Raw genomic sequence first — 21,578 nt, 5'->3', positions numbered from 1 at the left:
ACGACCCAGCCTTGGCATCCGCCACCGAGGCCGCCTAAGATCCACCCACGGCACCTACCTCGTCGAGCTATTTACACCGCTCCGGGGACGCGACCAGTAGATCATTTGTCGAGGACGCGGGCAAAGCGCCGTGGCCCGTGGGAGCAACGGTGAAAGCCACTCTTACCACCTTCGCCCCTGGTCCTTGGCCCGCTTCCCTGCCGGGTGGGACGATGGCGACGGGACGATCAGACGGGGGAAGGTGACGCGATGGGCAGCACGGGGCGGAAACACGCTCCCTATCCGCCGGGAGCCGAAGAGGCTCTCGCGCGGGTGATCCATCAAGCCTTTCTTGACATCCGCTACATAGTTCGATTCCGCGATCCGCTCTGGTTGGAGGACGCTGCCACGTCGCCCAAAGCGAAGGAGTACCTCCACAAGATCCACCTGCTGTCTGACCTTGGCGACCAGCTTCCGATGTGCCTGGCCAGCATGGTTCGACGACCGATATCGCACGAGAACGTCTCCTGGAGTCTGACCTATACCTGGAGAACTGCGGGGCCAGAGAAACGGCAGTGGTTGCGGGATGCCTTCCGCGAGGTTGGTTACGACCACCGCCATCTCTTCCCTGATCATGGAGATCACGACAAGTACGACCAAGCGACCATGCTCGGTAAGCGCATCCGCAAGGAGTTCCGACCAGCAGCAGAGGCGGCACTGGCTGCGCGGGGGCACGACAAGGAGGCATGGGAAGAGGGTCGATGGCACTTGGTCGAGGAGATCCCTGGTCCACAAGGGCTACGACCGCACGTGATCTTCATCTTCTCGTCCCGGCTCAAGCCGATCCGATGGCGCAAGAAGGCCACGCTGTTCGTGGCGGTGGACACCGAGACGAATCACGCTCAAGTGCTCGATCGGGACCCGGCACTCATGCATGACGATCTCGTCTCACCCTGATCTTGCCGCTGCGCAGACGAGTTGCAGTTTGAGTTGCAGTTCTGATCCGTTCGAGGGATTCCATGCAGGTCGCCCCGCCCCGCTGGTCCACATAGAACGTCCCGGAACTAAGATCATCCGTGCTTTCAATCCGTAGGTTCCGGGTTCGAGCCCCGGGCGCCCTCCTACTCCACACCCTATCTGACCTGGGGTTTCTCGGTTCTCGTACGCCTGATGTGAGGCGAATATGGCCGAGTTCATGCTCGCCCGATGCTCTTCGGCACGGGTGTGGGTGCCAAGAACTCGGCCGCCCTATGCGACCTGCACATATTCGTGGATCAGCCCACCGAGGCGGTCACGCCGGATGACCTTGATATCGTCCTCGACCGGGTCGGGAAGGGCTCGCAGCGGGGCGGCCTGGCCAGGCAGCGATGCGGGCGATGCTCATTGAAGTGGGTCTCGTAGATCGCCAGCACGCGTCGTAAGCGGCGGGCGTTGACGATGAGGATCCGATCGAGGAGTCCTCGGCGCAGGCCGCCGATCCAGCGTTCGGCGAAAGCGTTGGCCCGCGGAGTTCGAGGTGGCGTCTTGAGGATACGGATGCCTGCGCCCATGAAGACGCCGTCGGACATGGTGGTGAACTTCGTATCCCGATCACGGATGAGGAAGGTGAACCCCTCCGCTCTGTCCCCCAGCTCGATCATCGCCCCAACAGCACCAGCCAACCCGCGAGCCGAGCGAAGATCAGATCAAGCAACCGCAACGCCATGAAGAGCGATCATGCCCCGCCAGAACAGAAACGCCGAACCCCAGGTCAACCCCAACGGCCGAGTTTCGGGCACCCACAGGGACCGGCCGGTATCTGTCGACCATCCCCATGGACAGCGGAGCCTCGTGGGCGTCAGCGCGGCGCGCGCCAGTAAGCGAGCTTTCCGCTAGTGCTTTTGATCACGCGCGGTGCCGACTCGTCCTGAGGCCAGATCTGCAGGAGATAACGGTCGATGATCTCGTCGGAACTATCCACCTCCGCGGCCTCGTCCATGTTCTGCGCGTGGTAGCGCAGTCGGTACCAGCCCGGCCCCGCGGGCAGCGTAGGGAGTTCGTGAACGTCCGCGTCGCCCCACTCGTGCAGGGACAGCTCTCCGGCGTCCGAATTGAAGCTGATCTCCACGATGTCCTCGTATCCGTCGGTGTCCGCCCCTGGGTCGTGGCCGGCCACGGTCACCGCGAAACCGACCACTCCCGTGTGCAGGCCCGTGATCAGGAAGGCTCCGCCGTCATCCACCCGTATGATCCCGACGGGATGCTCAGGATGATCGGCGGGTAATCCCTCGGGGCCCATGGCGTCGTCAGTGTCGTCGACGAGGTACGCCTGTCCGTAGTGCACGCCGAGATCGAACGACACGGTGCGAGGATCGGTCATGGCCGGCAGCCTACGATCATGAACTGACATTTTCCTGCCGTTCATGGTCGTGCATGATCCGTAGGTTCCGGTCGGCTCGGAAGGGTGCCTGCCGGTTCAGCGGTCGTCGTCGGCGAAGCCTGTGCGGTAGGCGAAGACCACGGCCTGGACGCGGTCGCGTAGGTCGAGTTTGGTGAGGATCCGGGAGACGTAGGTTCGGACGGTCTCGAAGCTGATGACCAGTTCCGCGGCTATCTCGGCGTTGGAGAGGCCGCGGGCGATCAGCCGCAGTACCTCGCGTTCGCGGGGAGCCAGGACGGCCAGCGGATCCTCGTCGGGGGTGGGGGCGGCCGGGCGGAGGCGGTCGGCGAAGCGGCCTATCAGGGTACGGGTCACGGTGGGGGACAGCAGGGACTCTCCCCGGGCGACGGTGCGGACGCCGTTCACCAGCTCCAGTAGAGGGGCGTCCTTCAGAAGGAAGCCGCTGGCTCCGGCACGCAGGGCTTCGTAGACGTACTTGTCCACGTTGAACGTGGTCACCACCAGTACCTTCGGCGGCGCCACGACACCGGGGCCGGCGATGCGCCTCGTCACCTCGATGCCGTCCATCAGCGGCATGTGGATGTCCATGATCACCACGTCGGGCTTCAGGCTGGTGACCGCCTCGACCGCGGCAGGGCCGTCGGCGGCCACGCCGGCCACCGCCATGTCCGGCTGCGCGTCGAACGCCGTCACGTAGCCGGTACGGACGACCTCCTGGTCCTCGCAGATCACGAGACGGATGGTCATGCGGCACCGCCCACGGGGATCGACGCGGAGACTCGGAAACCGCCGTCCGGCTGCTCGCCTGCGGCCAGCGAGCCGCCCAGCACGCCGATCCGCTCGCGCAGTCCGGCCAGGCCGCGCCCGCCGGAGAGGCTGCTTCTCGCGCCGACGGGGACCGCGGCGGCGGCATTCGTCACCTCGACCTCCACCCGGTCGTCCCGGTAGCCGATGCGAACGGTGGTGGGTCGGCCTTCTGCGTACTTGACGGCGTTCGTCAGGCCCTCCTGCACCACCCGGTACACGGCCAGCCCCACGGCGGCCGGAAGCGACGGCTGGTCGCCGTCCTCCACCAGCTCGATCGGCTGGCCGCCGCTTCGGGTCTGTTCGACCAGGTCTCGCACGCTGCCCACGACGGGTGTGGCCGACTCTCCTGTCGCCTCCAGCACGTCCAGCAGAGCCCGCAGTTCGGCCAGGGCTCGGCGGCCGGCGCCGCCGATCGTGGACAGTGCCGTGACCACCCGCTCCGGCGAGGTGGCCACGAACTGCGTGGCGTCGGCCTGCACGACGATGCCGGTGACGTGGTGGGTCACCACGTCGTGCAGCTCCCGCGCGATGCGCGCCCGCTCCGCGGCGGCCGCGGCCTCGGCGGCGAGCCTGCGTCGCTCGGCCTCCTGGAGCCGCTGCCCGCGTACGAAGGCGCCGACCAGCCAGCACGCGGCGAAAAGCAGGTAGAAGATCAGGAAGTCGCTCTGCAGAAGCGGTGAGCCGAGCAGAACTATGGCCACGCACAGCGCGACGTACGCGGCCGATGCCACGGCGGCGATGACGCGCCGGAATCGCTCCTGGTGCGCGCCCACCGAGTACAGCGCGATGTACACCGTCACGGTGCCGAACTGCATCGGGTAGCCGAGCGTCTCGTGGAGCACGAAAGCCGTGCCACTGATCGCCAGACACGCGGCAGGCCATCGGGTCCGCACGGCCAGAGGCACCGTCTGCGCCAGGATCAGGACGATCTGGAACGCGTCGGCCGGACGTCCTGACCGGTCGCCGAACTCGACGCTCATGATCGACAGCGCCGGCACGAACGCCAGCCCGGTGCACACGACGGCCAGCCACCGGTCCCACACCGTGGCGTCGTAGACGCGCCGCACCTCCCGCAATCTCCGCAACCGGTCGCTGGCACAGGTCCCCGACATAGGTCAGAGCCTAGCGATCCCTGATCCCGATATTGCCGCGCTTGTCCCTCATGTGAGCTACACGCAATGTCCGCAACGCAGTGATTCGGGACAGGGCCGCCCACTCCTACCTTTTCATCAGCGGCCGCAACCACGGTCAACCGCGAAGTCAGATCGCGGCACATCGGCAATTCGGAGGACTGCACCATGGGAAACACCATCCGCGTACGCGTCGCCGCCGCCGGCGCCCTCACCGCGGTCGCGGCAACGGGGGCGGTGATCGGCGGCCAACCGGCCGACGCCAGGGCCGTGCCGACCGCCGGTCACGTCCAGACTTCGATCAAATGGGGTAAGTGCCCGGAACCCGCGCCGGGCGCCAGACGAGACCCCAGGCAAACCTGCGGCACGGTCAAGGTGCCTCTGGACTACCGCCACCCCGGCGGAGAGACCATCACCGTCGCGGTCTCCAGGATCGCCACCGCCAAGCCCGGCAAGAAGCGCGGCGACCTGCTGTTCAACCCGGGTGGTCCGGGACTGCAGGGCCTGGACATGCCCGGCCAGATGGCACTCACGCTCCCGAAAGGGGTGCGGGACTCCTACGATCTGATCGGGTTCGACGTGCGCGGCGTCGGCCACAGCACCCCGATGAGCTGCGGTCTGTCCGGCAGCAGCCTGCTCACCATCTTCCCCTACCCCGGCGCCGGCGGCTCGATCGCGGGCAACGTCACCACCGCGCGCGCCGTCGCCCGGCAGTGCGCCACGATCGGTGGCAAGCTTCGCTTCTTCAACAGCGCGAACACAGCGCGCGACATGGATCGCATCCGCCAAGCGCTCGGGGCGCGGAAGATCTCCTTCTGGGGTCAGTCGTTCGGCACCTACCTCGGCGCGGTCTACGCCTCACTGTTCCCCCGCAACACCGACCGGATGGTGCTGGAGGGCAACGTCGACCCGGCCAAGGTGTGGGCGAAGATGCTGAACACCTGGAACCAGGGCATGAACGACCGGTTCCCTGACGCCGCCCGCGTGGCCGCGGCGAACGACGCCGACCTCGGGCTGGGCGGCACCGCCGGCGAGGTCACCGACACCTTCCTGGCGCTGGCCGACCGTCTCGACCGCGAGCCGGCCACGATGCCGGGCACATCGGTGGCCATCAGCGGTGCGCTGCTACGCGGCGTCACGTACCAGATGTTGCAGCGCAACGAGATGCTCGCCCCGCTCACCCGGTTCTGGAAGGCGGCGGCCGACCTGTCCGCCGGCAAGGCCCCGGCGGACGCGGACGTCGCCGTGCTCCGGCAGGTTCTCGCCGACACCCCGGCAACGAAGGGCGTGCCGGCGGACAACCAGGCCACCATGGTCCTGGCCATGCTCTGCGGCGACACCACCTGGTCGCGCACGGTGGGCTCCTACGCCGACGCCACCGCGGCCGCCCGCGCGAAGTACCCGCTGAGCGCGGGCATGCCCAACAACGTCCTGCCGTGCGCGTTCTGGTCGCGGAAGCCGATCGAGCCGGTGGTCAGGATCACCTCGCGCGGCGCGCGTAACATCCTGATCCTGCAGAACCGCCGCGACAACGCCACACCGTGGGCCGCGGGCCGGGGAATGCGCAGGGCCCTGGGTGACCGCGCCGGCTTCCTCGGCGTCGAGCACGGCGGCCACTTCGTCTACGGCACCGGATCGGCCTGCGCCGACAAGGCCACCGTCGCGTTCCTGATCAAGGGAACCCTGCCGGCCAAGGACGTCTCCTGCGACGGCCCCCGGCCCTGACCGTCATGCCATCAGCGTTGCCATCAACCCCCTAGGCACCTTGAGGTGATTTGGATGCGCATTGGATTGTTCGTAGACGAGAAGGGGCCGTCCCTGGACATGATCGTCGATCAGTCTCGCGCTGCGGCCACGGCGGGCTTCGCCGGAGTGTGGCTGGGCCAGCGCGACGGCAGGGACGCGCTGACCACCCTGGCGGTGGCGGGGCGCCAGGTGCCCGGCATCGAGCTCGGTACGGCGGTGGTGCCGAGCTACCCCCGGCATCCGCTGGCCCTTGCGGCGCAGGCGCTGACGGTCCAGGAGGCGGTTGGCGGCCGGCTCAGCCTGGGGCTCGGTGTCAGCCACCGGCACATCATCAAAGAGCAGTACGGCCTTTCCTCCGACCGCCCTGTTCGTCACCTCCGCGAGTACCTGTCCGCGCTGGTTCCGCTGCTGAAGGGCGAGACCGTGACGTACAAGGGCGAGACGATCCAGGCCGCGGGCGCGGTCGACATCGCGGCAGCGGCGCCGCCGTCCGTGCTCGTCGGCGCACTCGGCCCGGCGATGTTGCGGGTGGCCGGAGAACTGGCCGAGGGAACCATCACGACGTGGGCCAACGCGGTGGCTCTCGCCGACCACATCGTTCCTGCGATCACCCGGGCGGCGGGTCGGCGTACACCACGTGTGGTCGCTTCCACGGTCGTCTGCGTCACCTCGCACGAGGACGATCGCCGGCAGTGGGTCGCCGAGAATTTCGGGATGGTCGGGCAGCTGCCCAGCTACCGCGCCGTGCTCGACCGAGGTCGCGCCGCAGGCCCTCAGGACACGGTCGTCATCGGTGATGAGATCGTCGTCGAGCGGCAGATCCGCCGGCTGTTCGATGCCGGCGCCACGGAACTCGTGGTGATGCTTCTCGGATCAGCGGATGAACAGGCCCGGAGCACCGCGCTCCTGGCCGGCCTTGCGGAGTAGGACCGGCCGGACCAGAACGGCGCAGGTCAGAGGCACACCTCGCTCCGATGTCTCATCTCTCAGCCGCGGAAGACACCGCGGAAACCCCATCGAAAGGACCACGATCGTGGCGTCTCCGGAACACCCGGAAGATACCCTCACGCAAGCCGGCTCCACCACGGGCCGCGGCCGATGGCGCAGGTTCCGGTTCCCCGTCCTGCTGATCGCGTTGTTCGGTGTGATGGTGGTGACGGGCGGGATCACCCAGCTCGTCCTGCCCGTACCGATCCTCGCCCTGCCGGTGGGGGTCGGCCTGGCCATCGCCGCTCTGGCCTGCTACCGCTGGTTGTGCCGGGTCGTCGAGCTCCGCCCGGACATCCCCGAACTCGGCAGGACGGGACGATGGTCCCAGCTGCGGCGCGGGACGCTGATCGGGCTCGGCATGTTCGCCGGGTTGATGGCGCTGATCGCGGTGTTCGGTGGCTGGCAGGAGGTGTCCTGGGGTTCCGTCGGCGGGTTCCTCGGCACCGCCGGCCTGATGGCGACCGTCGCCGTCACCGAAGAACTGCTGTTCCGCGGGGTGCTGTTCCGCATCGTGGAGGAACGTACCGGAACGGTGATCGCCCTCGTCGTATCCGGGCTGCTGTTCGGTGCGATGCACCTGATCAACCCCAACGCCACCCTGTGGGGTGCGTTCGCGATCGCCCTGACGGCCGGAGTCATGCTGGCCGCCGCCTACATCGCGACCCGCTCGCTGTGGCTGCCCATCGGCCTGCACTTCGCCTGGAACTTCACCCAAGGCGGGATCTTCGGTGTCACGGTCTCCGGATCGGGCGTACAGTCCGGGGGCCTGCTGAACGTCACGCTGTCCGGCCCATCCGCACTGACCGGCGGCGCCTTCGGCCCCGAGGCCAGCCTTTTCGCACTGCTGATCTGCATGGTGCCCACGATCCTCCTGCTGCGGCGGGCCGCCCGCACCGGCCGGATCCGGCCTCGCCCGCACCGCGGCAAGCTCTCCGCCTGACCCCAAGGATGCCGGCCGCCGGATCCGGCGGCGGCCGAACAACGTGGGTGCTGAACGTGCACAGGCCGGGGCGTCGGCGGGGAGGAGGGAGGTCGGCTTGCTGGGTTGCTCACCGGGATCTCGGTGCCAGGCCGCACAGATAAGTGGACTCCTCCAGCAACGGTGGCGTCAGCTTGACTCCGGTGAGGTGCTCGGCCAGGGCGAACGCCCGAGGCGAGTCATCAGTAGCTCGGGGGTCAGGTCACGGACGAGAGTGAAGCAGTAGGAGTCCGCCAGGTCGGGGAACCGATCGTCGTTGAACCATAAGTAGTCGGCTGCGTTCGGGGCCATGTCGGCATCCTTTCAGCAGTGAACCGTGCAGTCCCCTACCGGCCGCCGGTGAAGGAGGCGGCGGGGACGAACAGCTCGTGCCCGGTGCCGAAGCGGACCCGTACGCCGTCCGGGGTCCACTGTGTGGACTGCACCGGCTTGCCGGCGATGCCCGGGAGGTCGAGGTCGATGAAGTGGCCGTAGCGCAGTGAGGGATCGCGTCCCGCGTACAGGCGATAGGAGTCCTCCAGCAGCGAGTGATCGCGGATGAGCGCGATCACGTGCGAGGAGTCGTCGTCGTACGCGACCGTGCCCGGCTGCTTGTCGGTGTAGAGGGTCTGCTGGGCGGGCCAGCGCATGCCGATCATCGCGCCCGCGCACAACACGACGCCCACGATCAGGCCGATCATCAGGGGACCGAGCCGTCCCGGCCGGCGCGCGGTGCCGGAGGGCGCGGGGGTGTGGACCGTCATGCTCGCCTCTCTCTCAGGGACGTGACGACCCTTCCAGGCCCGCCTTTCACTCTCCTTTCTCGCCGCTTGAAGGACGCCCCGGCAGGGCAGCGCTCACAACAGACCTCTCCGGTGGAGATTTCCCATGAGGTCACGGATCCCGAAGCTCCAAGGCGCGCAGTCCTCGGCGTGCTGGACGCGGTTGACCAGGGTGCCGAGCGCGGGAGAGCTGATCCGCACCACGTCGCCGGTCTTGTGCGTGAACCCCTCGCCCGGGTGGTCGCGGTCCTGGATGGGGGCGAACATCGTGCCGAGCATGAGGAGCGCGCCGTCGGGATAGTGATGGTGCGGGCCGATCAGCTGCCGTACCAGCGCTTCCGGATCGCGTGAGATCCGCGACATCTCCGAGACCGCCTCAAGGCGGAAGCCGTCCTCGCCTTCGAGGTCCAGCCGGACCGCGAGGCCGCGTACGTGGTCCAGGTCGAACCGCTCGTCGAAGAGCCGGATGAGGGGGCCGAGCGCGCAGGACGCGTTGTTGTCCTTCGCCATGGGCAGCAGGAGCGCGGATCGGCCTTCGACGTCCCGGAGGTTGACGTCGTTGCCGAGCGTCGCCCCCACGATCCGGCCACTCGACTGGACGATGAGTGACACCTCGGGCTCCGGGTTGTTCCATGTCGAGGCGGCGAGCACCCCGACGGGCGTCGCGGTTCCCATGGCGGACAGGATCTGGCCCTTGGTGAAGATCTCGGCATCAGGCCCGATCCCGACCTCCAGGTACTGGCTCCACATGCCTTCGGCGACGAGCAGGGTCTTCAGCCGCGCCGCCTCCTCGGAGCCTGGCGAGATGTCCTGAAGGTCGGCGCCGACGCCGGTGAGCATCCGGCGGCGGATGTCCGCCGCGAGTGCCATGTCGCCGCCGGCCCGTTCTTCGATGACGCGCTCGATCATCGAGACGGCGAAGGTCACCCCGGCGGCCTTGAGCGCCTGGAGGTCGACCGGTGCGAGCAGCCAGGGCCGGGTACGGTCGCGGGCAGGGGACCCGGTGTTGGCGAGCACGTCCTCGAAGGCGCCGACGTGCCGGCCGTTCAGCCCGGAGACCACGGCAGCGGGTTCCGGCAGCTCGCAGATGTCGCGGACCGTCGGGAACTCCGCGCTGATGTCGATGACCTCTCCGTCGCGGACCACCACGGGTGAGGGCCCTTCGACGAGGGGGTCCCAGATCCGGCCGATCAGGACGGCGTCCGCGGCATCGTCCGGCAGCGCGTCCGCGGCCGTCCCGAACCAGTCGGGCTCAGCGGACGATGACAGGCTCATTCGCCGTCTCCCAGGTTGAAGAAGGACCGCTCGTCGGGGGGCCGGATGTCGAAGACGGCGTCATGGAACAACCGCATGGGGTGGGGTGTGAAGGGATGCCGTGCGATCGCCTCGAGGTCGAGCTCGATGCCGAGACCGGGCCCGGTCGGAATGAGGATGTCACCCTCCTCGGTCAGCACGAGCCTCTCGTTGGTGATCTCCGGGCGCCATGGGACGTCGGTGGCCATGATCTCCAGGTAGCGGAAGTTGGGCAGGGCGGCCCCGAGCTGCAGCGTCGCCGCCGTGCTCAGCGGTCCGCTGGGATTGTGCGGGGCGAACCCGACGTAGCCGGTCGCGGCGAGCGTCGAGATGAAGGCCAGCTCGGCGATGCCGCCGGCGTGCGTCACGTCAGGCTGGACGTAGTCGACCGCCTGGCGGGCGAGCGCCGGCGCGAAACCCTGCCGTCCGAACCATCGCTCCCCCGCGGCGATGGGCACCGGCGATGCCCGGCGGATGTCGACGAGGGCGTCGAGGTTGTCCGGAGGGCAGGGCTCCTCGAAGAACACCGGATCGAACTGCGCGATCTCCCGCGCGATCTTGATGGCGTGAGTGACGTCGAACCGGCCGTGGCCCTCGATGAACAGCTCGGCGTCGGGCCCGACGGCGGAGCGGACGGCGTCGATCTGCGCGAGCGCCCGGTCCAGCTGCCGGGAGGTGATGGTGAGGTCGAAGTTCTCGAAGGGATCCCACTTGAGACCGCGAAAGCCGCTGTCGACGGTCCTCCTCGCGGCGGCCGCGTACTCCTCGGGCGTGGCGGCTCCGGAGAACCAGCCGTTGGCGTACGCGCGCACCCGGTCGCGGGTGGCGCCGCCGAGCAGGCGGGAGACCGGGACGCCGAGCTCCCGTGCCGAGATGTCCCACAGCGCCATCTCGAACGAGCTCAGCGCGGTCATGATGACGGGGCCGCCTCGCCAGTACCAGTCCCTGGCCAGCTCGTACAGGATGCCGGAGATGCGCGTGGGGTCCAGCCCGATCACGGCCTCGGCCAGTTCGGTGACGGCACCCTGGACGGCGCGTTCCTTGCCCTCCAGGGTCGCTTCGCCCAGTCCGACGATTCCTTCGTCCGTCGAGACGCGGACGATCACGAGATTGGTGCGGTAGAAGTCGACGACGAGAGTGTCGACTGAGGTGATCTTCACGTGCGGCTCAGCCCTTCACGGCGCCGGCGGTCATGCCGGCGACCACATACTTCTGGACGAACAGGTAGAAGACGACGGCCGGCGCCGTGAACAGGAACGAGACCGCCATGACCGTCTGGATGGGCGTGCCGAGCTCGCCGATGAAGTTGGCGATGCCGACCGATGCCGGCTGCGTCCCGGGAGTGAAGATGAACGTCACGGCGAAGACGTACTCGTTCCAGGCGTGGAAGAACGCGATGACCGCGCTGGCGGCGAGCGAGGGGGCGATCAGCGGCACGTTGATGCGGGTGAGCACGGTGAGCGGTCGTGCTCCGTCGACCCGCGCGGACTCCTCGATCTCACGGGGCAGGCCGTCGAAGGCGCCCTTGAGGATGAGGGCGACGATCGGCAGGACGAAGGCGGAGTTCACCAGGATGAGCCCGCCGAGGGAGTCGAGGAGGTCGAATCGCCGGAAGAGCGCGAACAGCGGCACGACCATGAGCGCTTCGGGAAGCATCTGCGTGAACAGCAGCACGACGGTCATGAGGACCTTGCCCCGGAACGAGAAGCGCGACAGGGCGTAGCCGAGCGGGATGCCGAGACCGATCGAGAGGACCGTCGTGCCCGCGGCGATCACCAGACTGTTGCGCAGCCAGGTCGCCGCCTTGCCTTCGGCCAGCGCGTCGATGAAGACGCCGAACTGGGAGAAGTCGGGGACGAGCCGGGCCTCGGCTGCGAAGAGCTCCGAGTCGCCGGACAGCGCGGTGACGAACATCCAGTACAGCGGGAAGACGGCGATCCCGAGCACGACGAGAACACCGACGATCCGCAGGGTCAGACCGACCTGGGGCAGCCTCATCAGCCGGCCTCCCTTTCAGCGGCGCGGGCGACGAACCGGCTGCCGGCGATGACGATGAGCGAGATGATCACACCGACCATGCCGACCGCCGCCGCCGAGCCGAGTTGCTTGGAGTCGAAGGCCTGCGAGTAGAGGTCGATGACCAGCGTCTCGGTCGCGCCGACCGGTCCGCCCTTCGTCATGAGCCAGATGAGCTCGAATCGCCGCAGCGACCAGATGGTCATGAGGACGGCGAGCAGGCCGACGGTCGGCTTGATGGACTGCCAGGTGACGGTGCGGAAGGTCGCCCATCGTCCCGCGCCGTCCATCATCGCGGCCTCGGTGAGGTGCGACGGGACGGCCTGCAGCGCGGACAGCAGGACCACCGAGGTGAACGGGAACAACTGCCAGATGGTCGTGACGAGGATGGCCGGGAGGGCGTATCGCGGGCTGTCGAGGATCGCGCCGCCGGGGACGCCGAGGCCGACCGCGTCAAGGAAGCGGTTCACGATGCCGTAGTCCGGGTTGAGCATCCAGATCGCGATGAGCGCGACCGCGATGCCGGGCGCCGCCCACGGAATGGTCACCAGTGCCCGCGCCAGCCCCCGGCCGCGGAAGCCCTTGTTGAGAAGCAGGGCTACTGCGAGCCCGGTTCCCACGGCGGCGACGACGCACACGACGACGTAGATGAGGGTGATGAGGAGGGTACGGCGGAACTCCGCATCGCCGAAGATGCGGGTGTAGTTGTCGAGCCCCACCCAGGTGCTGCGTGTGGGGTTCAGCAACGAGGTTCGCGTGAAGCTCAGAAAGACTTCCTGCGCCAGCGGAACGACCTGGAAGACCAGGATGAAGAGGGCTGCGGGGGCCAGGAAGAAGTAGGGCGTCCACTTGCTCCCCAGAGGGCTGCCTCGATGCCGGGTCCCGGTTCGAGGCCCTGGAAGCTGCTGTTGTTCCAGCGCGGTCATCGAATGTGGTCCTTAGAGAATAGGGCGCCGCCGGCGGGAGGGGCTCGCCGGCGGTGTCGTCCGGTCAGCCGACCTGCTGGGTCGCCTGTTGCTGAGCGCGGTCCAGTGCGGTCTTGAGGTCGACCGTGCCCTGAAGCGCCGCGATCACGTTCTGCACGACGATCTTCCGGATGTCCGGCGTCTGCGCCTCGAATCCCTGGACGATCTGCGGCAGGCTCGTCTCGGTGAGGTCGTCGAAGACGGTCAGGAACGGCGTCTCCTTGAGCTGCTCAGGGCTTCGCTTGGTGACCGTCGCCACGCTGCTGGCGCCGAGGATCTCCTGCAGCTTCACCTGGTTCTCCGGCTCAAGCGTCCACTTGATGAAGGTCGCCGCCGCCTCCTTGGCCGGGCTCGCCTCGTTGATCACGATGGGGGCGAGGATCGCGCCCTGCTTGCGGACCGGGAACGGGATGGGCGCGACGTTGAAGTTCAGATCGGCGTTCTGGCCGCGGGTCGCCGTCACGTAGCCGCCGTTGTTGAGCTCCATGCCGACCTTGCCCTCGGCGAACATGCGGCGGAACGTCGCCGCGTCCGTGCCGCGCGGGATCACCTTGGCGTCGTACAGGTCCTTGAACGCCTGCAGGCCCTTGAGGTTCGCGGGCGAGTTGATCGTCAGCTTCTGGCCGTCCGACCACGCGCCGCCGAAGCCGTAGACGTAGTTGAAGATGTCCTGCCACACACCGGCTTCCTCGGCCTCCGTCTGGCGGAACGCCAGGCCGTAGGTGTCGCCCTTGGTCAGCGACTTGGCCGTCTTGACGAACTCCTCATAGGTCGTGGGCGGCTTCTTGATCAGGTCGGCGTTGTAGAACATCGCGTAGTTCGACGCCTCGAAGATGATCCCGTGACGCTGGCCGTCATGGACCATGAACTGGTCAGGCTGCTTGATCAGGTCGTACTTGCTGACGTCGACGAGGTCGTCGAGTGGCGCGATGAGGCCGGCATCCGCGGCGGACTCGAACTCCGGCATGTCGAAGCGGATCAGATCGGGCCCTTTTCCGCTGCCCATCTGGGTCAGGACGGTCTGGCCGAAGGTCGGGTACGGCACCGCAGCGGGAGAGACCTGAATCTTGTTCTGGCTCTTGTTGAACTCTTCGAGCCATTTCGTGAGGAGCGGGCCTCGGCCGGGGTCGCCGAGGGTCGAGGCGGCGAACGTCAGCTTGGTCACGCCGCCTTCGGTGGATCCGCCGTCAGAGCCGCAGCCGGTCAAGAGGGCGGCGGCCATACAGGTGACGCCGGCCGCCGCGACCATGCTCCGGCGAACGCGATGCAGCCTCATTTGTACTCCAGAGTGATGACTCGTTACTTCCTGTCGGAATTGCAACGATCGTAGCGACATGTGCAACGGTGTCAAGTAGCGATTGCGCATGCCATGCGCTACATTGCAACATACGCAACGCAAAGGAGGCGTAGGTGGCGCAAACGATCAGGCGTGCGATCGATCTGATCCGCTTGACCGCGGAGCATCCACTGACCCTCACCGAGGCCGCGGACGTGCTCGGCGTCCACAAATCGACGGCCCTCCGCATCCTCAAGACGCTGGAGGACGCACGGTTCGTGCGTAAGACGGGGGCGGGGACGTACGTGTTCGGCAGCGGGCTCATCGAGCTGTCGGAGATCGCGCTCGGCTCCATGGACCTACGTCAGTTCGCGTCCCCGCACCTGCGCGCGCTTCAGCGGCAGACGGGCCATACCGTGCACCTGGCACAGCTGACCGGCGACGAGATCATCTACGTCGACAAGGTGGACAGCCCCGCGTTCGACGCGGTGAAGCTGCCGTCACGGATCGGCCGCGCCGTCTCGATCTACGCGAGCGCCGTGGGCAAAGCGATCCTCGCCCACCTCTCCCAGGAGGAACGCGATCGCCTGCTCTCGCACGTCACCTTCGAGCGGTACACCAGCACCACCCTCGCCGACCGCGAATCCCTTGAGGCCGAGCTCACCCGCGTCGCCGAACGCGGCTGGGCCATCGACGACGGCGAGCACGACTCCTATGCCAGGTGCGTCGCCGCGCCGATCAGGGACTCGCGCGGACAGGTCATCGCGGCCGTCTCCGTGACCGCGATCGAGGTGATCGCCACTTTGGAGCAGCTGAAGGAGAAACTTCCGCTCCTGCTGGAGACCTCGGCGCTGATCTCTCAGGAACTCGGGTTCACCTCCCAGCCCTCGCCTGCGCCGGCGAGCTGAGACGCGCGGAGTTCGCGGTCACGTACGAAAGGTCATCCGCTCCGAGCGGGTCGGTCGCGCTCAGCGCGTCGCCTGGTCCGAGGCGCGGACGAACGGCTCCAGCAGGCCTCGCGCGGACCCCCGGACGATCCGCAGGTCAGTGCCGTGCGCGTGCATGGCACGGCTCTGCTCGGCGATGGTGTCGCCCGGCACGAGCTCGGCGAGGACGGTGGCCAGCGCGTGCTCGGCCCCGGTGATGAGCTCGAAATCGGTCAGCACATAGGCGAGTACGCGGTCGGCAGGGGTGGCCGCGGCGATGAGATTCGACGCGTCCGCCACGAGAGACGCTGCACATCACGGCATTGACTTTTCGTAAAGACATGCCTACCGTGAGTGATTGACGCGGCAAAGCTCTTTCGAGGGGTGAAGCTCATGCTCAGACGAGTCGAATCCGACCGGTGGCAAGAATCACTCGATGTCAACCCCCTTTACAACGGGCTGGTGCCCGAAGGCGGCGTGCCGCGGTTCAAGATGCCGGCCGGCCCGATGAGTCCCACAGCGGCCCAGGCGCTCATCCGCGACGAACTCCTCCTCGACGGCAACGCCCGGCTCAACCTGGCCACCTTCTGCACGACCTGGATGGAGCCCCAGGCCCGCGAACTCATCGCGGAAACCCTCGACCGCAACCTCGTCGACCACGACCAGTACCCGCAGACGGCCGACATCGAGGCGCGCTGCGTCAACATGCTCGATCACCTGTGGGGCGACCCGAACGGCGCCAGCGTCGGCTGCTCCACGGGCGGCTCCAGCGAGGCGGCCATGCTCGGCGCGCTGGCGATGAAGTTCCAATGGCGCGAGCGGCGCAGGGCGGCCGGACTGCCCACCACCGACCCCAACCTCGTGATGGGCACCGCCGTCCACACCTGCTGGCCGAAGTTCTGCCAGTACTGGGACGTCGAGCCGCGCTGGATACCGATCGAGGAGCCGGCCTTCACCTTGAACCCGGCCCGGCTCGGCGAGTTCTGTGACGACAACACCATCGGCGTCATCGGCGTGCTCGGCTCCACGCAATGCGGCAAGTACGACCCGATCGAGCAGATGTCGGCCGAGTTGGACCGGCTGGAGGCCGAGCGCGGGCTGAGAATACCACTGCACGTGGACGCGGCCGTGGGCGGCTTCATCACCCCGTTCCTGGAGCCCGACATGGTGTGGGACTTCCGGCTTCCCCGGGTACAGTCGATCAACACATCGGGGCACAAGTTCGGCCTGGTCTACCCCGGCGTCGGCTGGATCGTCTGGCAGGAGCCGGACGCCCTGCCGCAGGACCTGGTGCTCTCCTGCGACCTGCTCGGCGGCACCATGGACACCTTCACGCTCAACTTCTCCCGCTCCGGCGCCCCGGTCGTCGCGCAGTACTACAACTTCCTGCGGCTCGGCTTCGAGGGCTACCAGGCCGTCCAGCAGACCTGCCGGGACGTGGCGACCTACCTCGGGCAGGAGATCGCGAAACTCCCCGAGCTCTCGCTCATCGCCGACGGCTCGGAACTCCCGGTGCTCGCCGTACGGACCGCCCCCGGCTTCGACGGTTTCACTGTCTTCGACCTGGCCGCCCGGCTGAGGATGCACGGCTGGCAGGCCCCGACGTACTACCTGCCGCCTGACCTGGAGCACATAGCCGTCATCCGCTTCGTCATCCGCAACGGCTTCAGCCAGGACACCGCCGCCAAATTGCTGGCGAACATCCGCACCGAGGTCGAGTATCTGCGCGGCAATCCGGTTCCGCGCCCTCGCCTCGGCGGCGATGAGGCGGCCGCCGAGCAGCCGGGTGTGCCGACGGGAGGGTGACGTCGATGAACGACTTCGCCGCGTCCGTCACCTTCGACCAGCTCGGCAGTGACCCCTATCCGATCTTCGCCAGGCTGCGCCGCGAAGCGCCGGTCGTCCTGCTGCCGAAGCTCGGCCTGTGGATGGTCACCCGATGGGATGACGTGCGCCAGGTCCTCAGCGCCTACGAGTCGTTCACCAGCGCCTTCCCTTCCCGGGCCACGCAGATATTCGGGGAAGGGTCCGTGCTCAGGGTCGAGGGCGACGCCCACGCCGATCTGCGAGCCGCCGTTGACACGCGATTCGCCCACGAACGCGTCGAACGGGTCGCCACACTCACCCGCGAGGCCGCACGGCCGTACGCCGGCGGGCTCAGTAGCCGGGACGAGCTGATGTCCAGCTACTTCGAGCCCGCCGCGAGCACCGCCCTCTCCCGTTTCCTCGGCCTGCCGGACGTGGACACCGGCACGCTCATACGCTGGGCCCGCCACCTCAGCGCCGGAATGAGCAACTTCATGGCGGATCCGGGCGTACACGAACGGGCGTTGGCCGCCGCCTCCGAGATACGCCAGACGATCGAGCCCTGCGCCCGGAAGGCCGCGGACCGGCCCGACGGCTCGGTCCTGTCACAGCTGCTCCACAGCGGCTGCCCGCGCAACACCGTCCGATCCGCCGACGACGTCATGCCCACCTTCATCGAGATCCTCTCGGCGTTCCTGGAACCGGCGGCCGGCGCCGGGCTCACGCTGCTCGCGCTGCTCCAGCACCCCGCGCAACTGCAGGCCGTACGCGATGACCCGCGCCTGATCCGCGAGGCCGTCCACGAAACGCTGCGCTGGCTGTCACCGAACGGCGCGCTCACCCGCCGCACGACCAGAGACGTGCTCCTCGCCGGACAGATCATCCCCGCCGGAGCGACCGTCATGGCGGTCATCGCCTCGGCAGGCCGGGACGAGAGCATCTTCACCGACCCCGACAGCTTCGACATCAACCGGGACCCCTTCCCCAACCTGGGTCTCGGATACTCCCGCCACGCCTGCCTCGCCGCCCCGGTCGTCGGCGGCATCATCGCGGCCCTGCTGGAGGTGCTGCTCGAGCAACACCCCCGGCTCTCCCTGGACCCCGGACGGCCGCATGACCTGCACGGCTGGAAATTCCGCGTGCTGACGAACCTGCATGTCCGCATCGGCGATCCGGCCGGCTGAGCGCATAAGCGACGGTGGTGACCTGCGACTCCTGATCCGTGGCCGATGGTCTGCGACCGGGTGCTCTGTGCGGGACGGGTCACGCGGTGTCGTTGCGGGGGGTGTCCATGTGGGTGAAGAGGTTGATGCCGCCGTCGACGTTGATCACCTCGCCGGTGACGAAGGGGGTCTTGGTCAGGGCCAGGATCATGGCTGCGATGTCGGAGGGCTGGCCGAGGCGGCCCAGTGGGGTCATCGCCGCGGTGCGGGACGCCCGTTGGGCGAGGCCGGCCGAGGTCAGGCGGGTTTGGAGGGGCCCGGGGGCGATGGCGTTCACGCGGATGTCCGGGCCTACGGCCTTGGCCAGCAGTCTCGTCAGGTGGTCGAGGGCGGCTTTGCTGACGGCGTAGGGGATCGAGCTGCCGAGGGGGCGTGAGCCGCCCACCGAGGTGATGGTGATGATCTGGCTGCCGGGTTCCATCACTTTCACGGCGGCGACGGAGACCTGCCACGTCCCGACGACGTTGACGCCGAGGATCCGGTGCCAGTCGTCGGCGGTGATCGCCTCCAGGTCGGCGTGCGGGACGGGGCGCGAGACGCCGGCGTTGTTCACCAGCAGGTCGAGCCGGCCGTGCCGCTGCACGGCCGTCTCCACCAGGCGCACGGCGTCGGCGGGGTCGGCGACGTCGGCCTGGACGTAGCTCGCTCCCGGGAGCTCTGCCGCGAGCCGCTCACCGGCGTCGACCGAGGTGGCCGAATTCACCACGACGGTGAAGCCGTCGGCCGCGAGCCCGCGGGCGATCCCTTCGCCGATCCCGGAGCTCGAACCTGTCACGATGGCGACGCGCGGCGCGCTCATCGGGCGGCTCCCTCTGCGCGTTTCATCGCGTTCACGATCGCCCGGCTGCCGGCGGCGAGGATCGAGGTGTCGTTGCTGACCACCACATAGTCGTAGCCCCTGGCCAGGGCGGCCCTGGCCTGGTCGCTCGTGGCGGACGCGGTGCCGATGGGGACGCCTGCCGCGGCGGCGGCCTCCAGCGCGGCCGTGACGAGCCGGTCCACCTCGTCGCCGCCCGCCGCGACGCCCATCGACATCGACAGGTCGGCCATCCCGACCAGCGCGGCACCGACGCCGTCGAGGGCCAGGATCTCCCTCGCGTTCTTCATCGCCGGCTCGCTTTCGAGCTGGACGACGCACAGAGCCTGCTCGTCGAGGTAGTCCGCCCGGGGCAGCAGCCCCCAGCGACCGGCGCGGCTGGTGCCGCCGGACCCGCGGTCGCCGCGCGGCGGGAAGCGGGTGGCCCGCACGACCGCCCGGGCCTGCTCCACCGTGTCGACGTGCGGCACGAGCACACCGGCCGCGCCGGCGTCCAGGACCCGCTGGATCACGCTGAGTCCGTGGTCGGGCACCCTGACGAGGGGGTCAACCCCGAGGGCGCGGGCCATCGCGATGTGGGTCGAGGCGGCGCCCAGGTCGAGTGTCGTGTGCTCGAGGTCGATGACCACGAAGTCGAAGCCCGCGTACGCCATGATCTCGACACTTTCGGGGCTGGCGAGCTTGATCCAGGCCCCGAGCGTGCCGCCGTTGATTCCGTCGCGCGTCCGTGTCATCGGCTCAGACCTCGCCGGCGGTCTCGTTGGGGGTGGAGGTCCAGAAGACCAGCCACTTGCCGAGCTGTACGACGACCGCGTGCAGGGCGATGCCGACGGCCGACAGCACGACGATCACCGCGAAGGTCCTGGCCACGTCCAGGGTGAAGTTGGTCGCCTGGATCAGGTAGCCCAGACCTTCCGAGCTGCCCACGAACTCGGCGACCACGGCGCCGGTGACGGACAGGATGACGGCGACCTCCAGTCCCGCGAAGATGTGCGGAAGCGCCGACGGGATCTGCAGGTGCCGCATGACCTGCATGCGGGACGCCCCGAAGGACCTGAGCATCTCGACCTGCTCGTAGGCGGCGGACCGGAATCCCAGGATGGCGTTGATGAGGAGGGGGAAGAACGCGATCAGGGCCACGGTCAGCACCTTCGAGCTGATCCCGATGCCGAACCAGACGATCAGCAGCGGCGCCATGGCGACCTTGGGGATGGTCTGGGTCAGGATGAGCAGGGGGAAGAGCACCCGCTCCACCGTCCTGAACTGGGTGATGAGCACGGCGGAGACCAGCGCGGAGCCGACCGCGATGCCGAACCCGATCAGGATCTCCTTCAGGGTGACGAGCGAGTGGGTGACCAGGCTGCCGTCCTGGAAGCCTTCGACCAGGGAGGCGGCGACGGCCGTGGGCGCGGGGACGAGGATGTTGGAGACGTCGAAGATCTCCACGACGGCCTGCCAGACCACCAGCAGCCCGATGAACACCAGCACGCTGTAGGTGATCTCCGGCATTCGGCGGCGCCGGGCGCGGACCGGGGCGTCCGGGCTCGTGGGCGCCTCCACCGGCGCGGTCTCGCCGTCCGGGGCGGCGAGCGCCTCTCGGCCGGCTGCGTGGCGCTTGGTGTTGGTGGACATCAGTGCTCCTAGTGGGCGCTGTGCTCGGAGTCGAGCAGCTTGCGGATCTTCAGGACGATCTCTCCGAACTCGGGCGTGTTGATGTTCTCGAGCCGCCGTGGCCGAGGGAGCGCGACCTCGACGACGTCCGCCAACCGGCCGGGTCGCGGTGTCATGACCACGACGCGGTCGGCGAGGAGCACCGCCTCCGGGATGCTGTGCGTCACGAACAGCACGGTCTTGCGGTCCTGGTCCCAGATCTTCAGCAGGTCCAGTCCCATCTGGTCGCGGGTCATCGCGTCGAGGGCGCCGAACGGCTCGTCCATGAGCAGGATGCGCGGGTCGTGCATGAGGGCGCGGCCGATCCCGACCCGCTGCTGCATCCCGCCGGACAGCTCGTTGGGGTACCGGTCGCCGAACTCCTCCAGGCCGAGCATCACCAGCAGCTCGTCGGCCTTCGCGTGGGTGCCGGCGTCCCGGCGCTGGTGCAGGTCAGGCGAGGTCAGCAGGTTCTTCCGCACGGTACGCCAGGGCAGCAGCAGCGGCTGCTGGAAGACCATCCCGAGCTGGTTGCGGTGGGTGTCGTCCGACGGCCCGAAGGTGACCTGTCCCGAGGTCTGGCGGGACAGCCCCATGATGATCCGCAGCAGCGTGCTCTTGCCGCAGCCGCTGGGGCCGACGATGGAGATGAACTCACCGGCTCGGACACTGAGGGAGACGTCGTCGAGAGCCTGGACGGTCCCGCCGGACTTCGTCGGGTAGAGCATGGACACCGAGTCCAGGCGGATCACGTAGTCGGTGTCGGTACTGGTCGGCATGTCTGTCATTCCTCACCTGGTTCGAGCGCAGGCTGCCCGCGCCTCGGTCGTCGTG

The 21,578-nt window shown here is 68.2% G+C and carries 24 protein-coding genes; 7 read left to right on the top strand and 17 right to left on the bottom strand.

The genetic code is table 11. From position 1 onward, the window contains the following. Positions 1-249 precede the first annotated feature (249 nt). The gene (locus AB0K12_RS17155; protein WP_364561402.1) at positions 250-936 is read left to right on the top strand and encodes a hypothetical protein; all 687 of its coding nucleotides are present in this window, start codon (positions 250-252) and stop codon (positions 934-936) included. 317 nt (positions 937-1,253) lie between these two features. Here AB0K12_RS17155 and AB0K12_RS17150 read toward each other — a convergent pair whose 3' ends face one another. The 4 genes from AB0K12_RS17150 to AB0K12_RS17135 all read right to left on the bottom strand — a co-directional run bounded on the left by AB0K12_RS17150 (position 1,254) and on the right by AB0K12_RS17135 (position 4,278). After that, the gene (locus AB0K12_RS17150; RefSeq protein ID WP_364561399.1) at positions 1,254-1,619 is read right to left on the bottom strand and encodes an integrase core domain-containing protein; all 366 of its coding nucleotides are present in this window, start codon (positions 1,617-1,619) and stop codon (positions 1,254-1,256) included. Between the two features lie 197 nt (positions 1,620-1,816). Next, on the bottom strand, positions 1,817-2,338 hold the full coding sequence (locus AB0K12_RS17145) for a hypothetical protein (protein WP_364561397.1): 522 nt from the start codon (positions 2,336-2,338) through the stop codon (positions 1,817-1,819). Between the two features lie 96 nt (positions 2,339-2,434). Then, complete coding sequence (locus AB0K12_RS17140; protein WP_364561395.1) at positions 2,435-3,106, bottom strand: response regulator transcription factor; 672 nt, start codon at positions 3,104-3,106, stop codon at positions 2,435-2,437. Beyond that, on the bottom strand, positions 3,103-4,278 hold the full coding sequence (locus AB0K12_RS17135; RefSeq protein WP_364561392.1) for a histidine kinase: 1,176 nt from the start codon (positions 4,276-4,278) through the stop codon (positions 3,103-3,105). Before AB0K12_RS17135 ends, AB0K12_RS17140 begins: the two co-directional genes overlap by 4 nt. Positions 4,279-4,464: 186 nt before the next feature. On the opposite strand from AB0K12_RS17135, the gene AB0K12_RS17130 reads away from it, so the two are divergent. The 3 genes from AB0K12_RS17130 to AB0K12_RS17120 all read left to right on the top strand — a co-directional run bounded on the left by AB0K12_RS17130 (position 4,465) and on the right by AB0K12_RS17120 (position 7,972). Further along, the gene (locus AB0K12_RS17130) at positions 4,465-6,021 is read left to right on the top strand and encodes an alpha/beta hydrolase (protein WP_364561390.1); all 1,557 of its coding nucleotides are present in this window, start codon (positions 4,465-4,467) and stop codon (positions 6,019-6,021) included. Positions 6,022-6,075: 54 nt separating this feature from the next. Beyond that, positions 6,076-6,969, top strand: a complete 894-nt coding sequence (locus AB0K12_RS17125) for a TIGR03564 family F420-dependent LLM class oxidoreductase (protein ID WP_364561387.1) — start codon at positions 6,076-6,078, stop codon at positions 6,967-6,969. Between the two features lie 106 nt (positions 6,970-7,075). After that, positions 7,076-7,972, top strand: coding sequence for a CPBP family intramembrane glutamic endopeptidase (locus AB0K12_RS17120; RefSeq protein ID WP_364561385.1), 897 nt, complete (start codon positions 7,076-7,078; stop codon positions 7,970-7,972). A 109-nt stretch (positions 7,973-8,081) separates the two neighbouring features. Here AB0K12_RS17120 and AB0K12_RS17115 read toward each other — a convergent pair whose 3' ends face one another. From AB0K12_RS17115 to AB0K12_RS17080, 8 genes are all read right to left on the bottom strand, one after another. Next, positions 8,082-8,171 (bottom strand): DUF6461 domain-containing protein, encoded by a 90-nt coding sequence (locus AB0K12_RS17115; protein WP_364561437.1) that lies wholly within the window; start codon positions 8,169-8,171, stop codon positions 8,082-8,084. Then, a complete protein-coding gene (locus AB0K12_RS17110; RefSeq protein WP_364561382.1) occupies positions 8,141-8,302 on the bottom strand; it encodes a DUF6461 domain-containing protein in 162 nt (53 codons plus the stop codon). Before AB0K12_RS17110 ends, AB0K12_RS17115 begins: the two co-directional genes overlap by 31 nt. 35 nt (positions 8,303-8,337) lie before the next feature. Next, positions 8,338-8,754 (bottom strand): hypothetical protein, encoded by a 417-nt coding sequence (locus AB0K12_RS17105; RefSeq protein ID WP_364561379.1) that lies wholly within the window; start codon positions 8,752-8,754, stop codon positions 8,338-8,340. A 93-nt stretch (positions 8,755-8,847) separates the two neighbouring features. After that, positions 8,848-10,047, bottom strand: coding sequence for a fumarylacetoacetate hydrolase family protein (locus tag AB0K12_RS17100; protein ID WP_364561376.1), 1,200 nt, complete (start codon positions 10,045-10,047; stop codon positions 8,848-8,850). Further along, positions 10,044-11,225: a mandelate racemase/muconate lactonizing enzyme family protein gene (locus AB0K12_RS17095; protein ID WP_364561373.1), complete on the bottom strand. Its 1,182-nt coding sequence runs from the start codon at positions 11,223-11,225 to the stop codon at positions 10,044-10,046. Before AB0K12_RS17095 ends, AB0K12_RS17100 begins: the two co-directional genes overlap by 4 nt. A gap of 7 nt (positions 11,226-11,232) precedes the next feature. Then, complete coding sequence (locus tag AB0K12_RS17090; protein ID WP_364561370.1) at positions 11,233-12,063, bottom strand: carbohydrate ABC transporter permease; 831 nt, start codon at positions 12,061-12,063, stop codon at positions 11,233-11,235. Beyond that, positions 12,063-12,827 carry a sugar ABC transporter permease gene (locus AB0K12_RS17085; protein ID WP_364561367.1) on the bottom strand — a complete coding sequence of 255 codons (765 nt, stop codon included), beginning with the start codon at positions 12,825-12,827 and terminating at the stop codon, positions 12,063-12,065. The genes AB0K12_RS17090 and AB0K12_RS17085 overlap by 1 nt, the downstream gene beginning before the upstream one ends. Positions 12,828-13,071: 244 nt before the next feature. Further along, the gene (locus tag AB0K12_RS17080) at positions 13,072-14,322 is read right to left on the bottom strand and encodes a sugar ABC transporter substrate-binding protein (RefSeq protein WP_364561363.1); all 1,251 of its coding nucleotides are present in this window, start codon (positions 14,320-14,322) and stop codon (positions 13,072-13,074) included. Positions 14,323-14,456: 134 nt separating this feature from the next. On the opposite strand from AB0K12_RS17080, the gene AB0K12_RS17075 reads away from it, so the two are divergent. Continuing rightward, positions 14,457-15,230, top strand: coding sequence for an IclR family transcriptional regulator (locus AB0K12_RS17075; protein WP_364561360.1), 774 nt, complete (start codon positions 14,457-14,459; stop codon positions 15,228-15,230). Positions 15,231-15,290: 60 nt separating this feature from the next. Here the strand turns inward: AB0K12_RS17075 and AB0K12_RS17070 are convergent, their stop codons facing one another. Continuing rightward, positions 15,291-15,548 carry a hypothetical protein gene (locus AB0K12_RS17070; RefSeq protein ID WP_364561358.1) on the bottom strand — a complete coding sequence of 86 codons (258 nt, stop codon included), beginning with the start codon at positions 15,546-15,548 and terminating at the stop codon, positions 15,291-15,293. Positions 15,549-15,641: 93 nt separating this feature from the next. On the opposite strand from AB0K12_RS17070, the gene AB0K12_RS17065 reads away from it, so the two are divergent. Beyond that, complete coding sequence (locus AB0K12_RS17065; RefSeq protein WP_364561356.1) at positions 15,642-17,054, top strand: glutamate decarboxylase; 1,413 nt, start codon at positions 15,642-15,644, stop codon at positions 17,052-17,054. A 5-nt stretch (positions 17,055-17,059) separates the two neighbouring features. Next, positions 17,060-18,238 (top strand): cytochrome P450, encoded by a 1,179-nt coding sequence (locus AB0K12_RS17060; RefSeq protein WP_364561354.1) that lies wholly within the window; start codon positions 17,060-17,062, stop codon positions 18,236-18,238. A 79-nt stretch (positions 18,239-18,317) separates the two neighbouring features. Here the strand turns inward: AB0K12_RS17060 and AB0K12_RS17055 are convergent, their stop codons facing one another. From AB0K12_RS17055 to AB0K12_RS17040, 4 genes are read right to left on the bottom strand one after another with little or no spacing between them, the layout of a single operon-like run. Continuing rightward, on the bottom strand, positions 18,318-19,076 hold the full coding sequence (locus AB0K12_RS17055; RefSeq protein ID WP_364561351.1) for an SDR family oxidoreductase: 759 nt from the start codon (positions 19,074-19,076) through the stop codon (positions 18,318-18,320). Continuing rightward, positions 19,073-19,828: an aldolase/citrate lyase family protein gene (locus AB0K12_RS17050; protein ID WP_364561349.1), complete on the bottom strand. Its 756-nt coding sequence runs from the start codon at positions 19,826-19,828 to the stop codon at positions 19,073-19,075. The genes AB0K12_RS17055 and AB0K12_RS17050 overlap by 4 nt, the downstream gene beginning before the upstream one ends. Before the next feature lie 4 nt (positions 19,829-19,832). Continuing rightward, complete coding sequence (locus AB0K12_RS17045; protein WP_364561346.1) at positions 19,833-20,726, bottom strand: ABC transporter permease; 894 nt, start codon at positions 20,724-20,726, stop codon at positions 19,833-19,835. Positions 20,727-20,734: 8 nt separating this feature from the next. After that, a complete protein-coding gene (locus AB0K12_RS17040) occupies positions 20,735-21,523 on the bottom strand; it encodes an ABC transporter ATP-binding protein (protein WP_347642446.1) in 789 nt (262 codons plus the stop codon). Between the last annotated feature and the right edge of the window lie 55 nt (positions 21,524-21,578).

The sequence above is a fragment of the Nonomuraea sp. NPDC049419 genome, from assembly GCF_040676995.1.
Taxonomy (GTDB): Bacteria; Actinomycetota; Actinomycetes; order Streptosporangiales; family Streptosporangiaceae; genus Nonomuraea; species Nonomuraea salmonea.
This window is presented reverse-complemented; position numbering and strand designations above follow the sequence as displayed.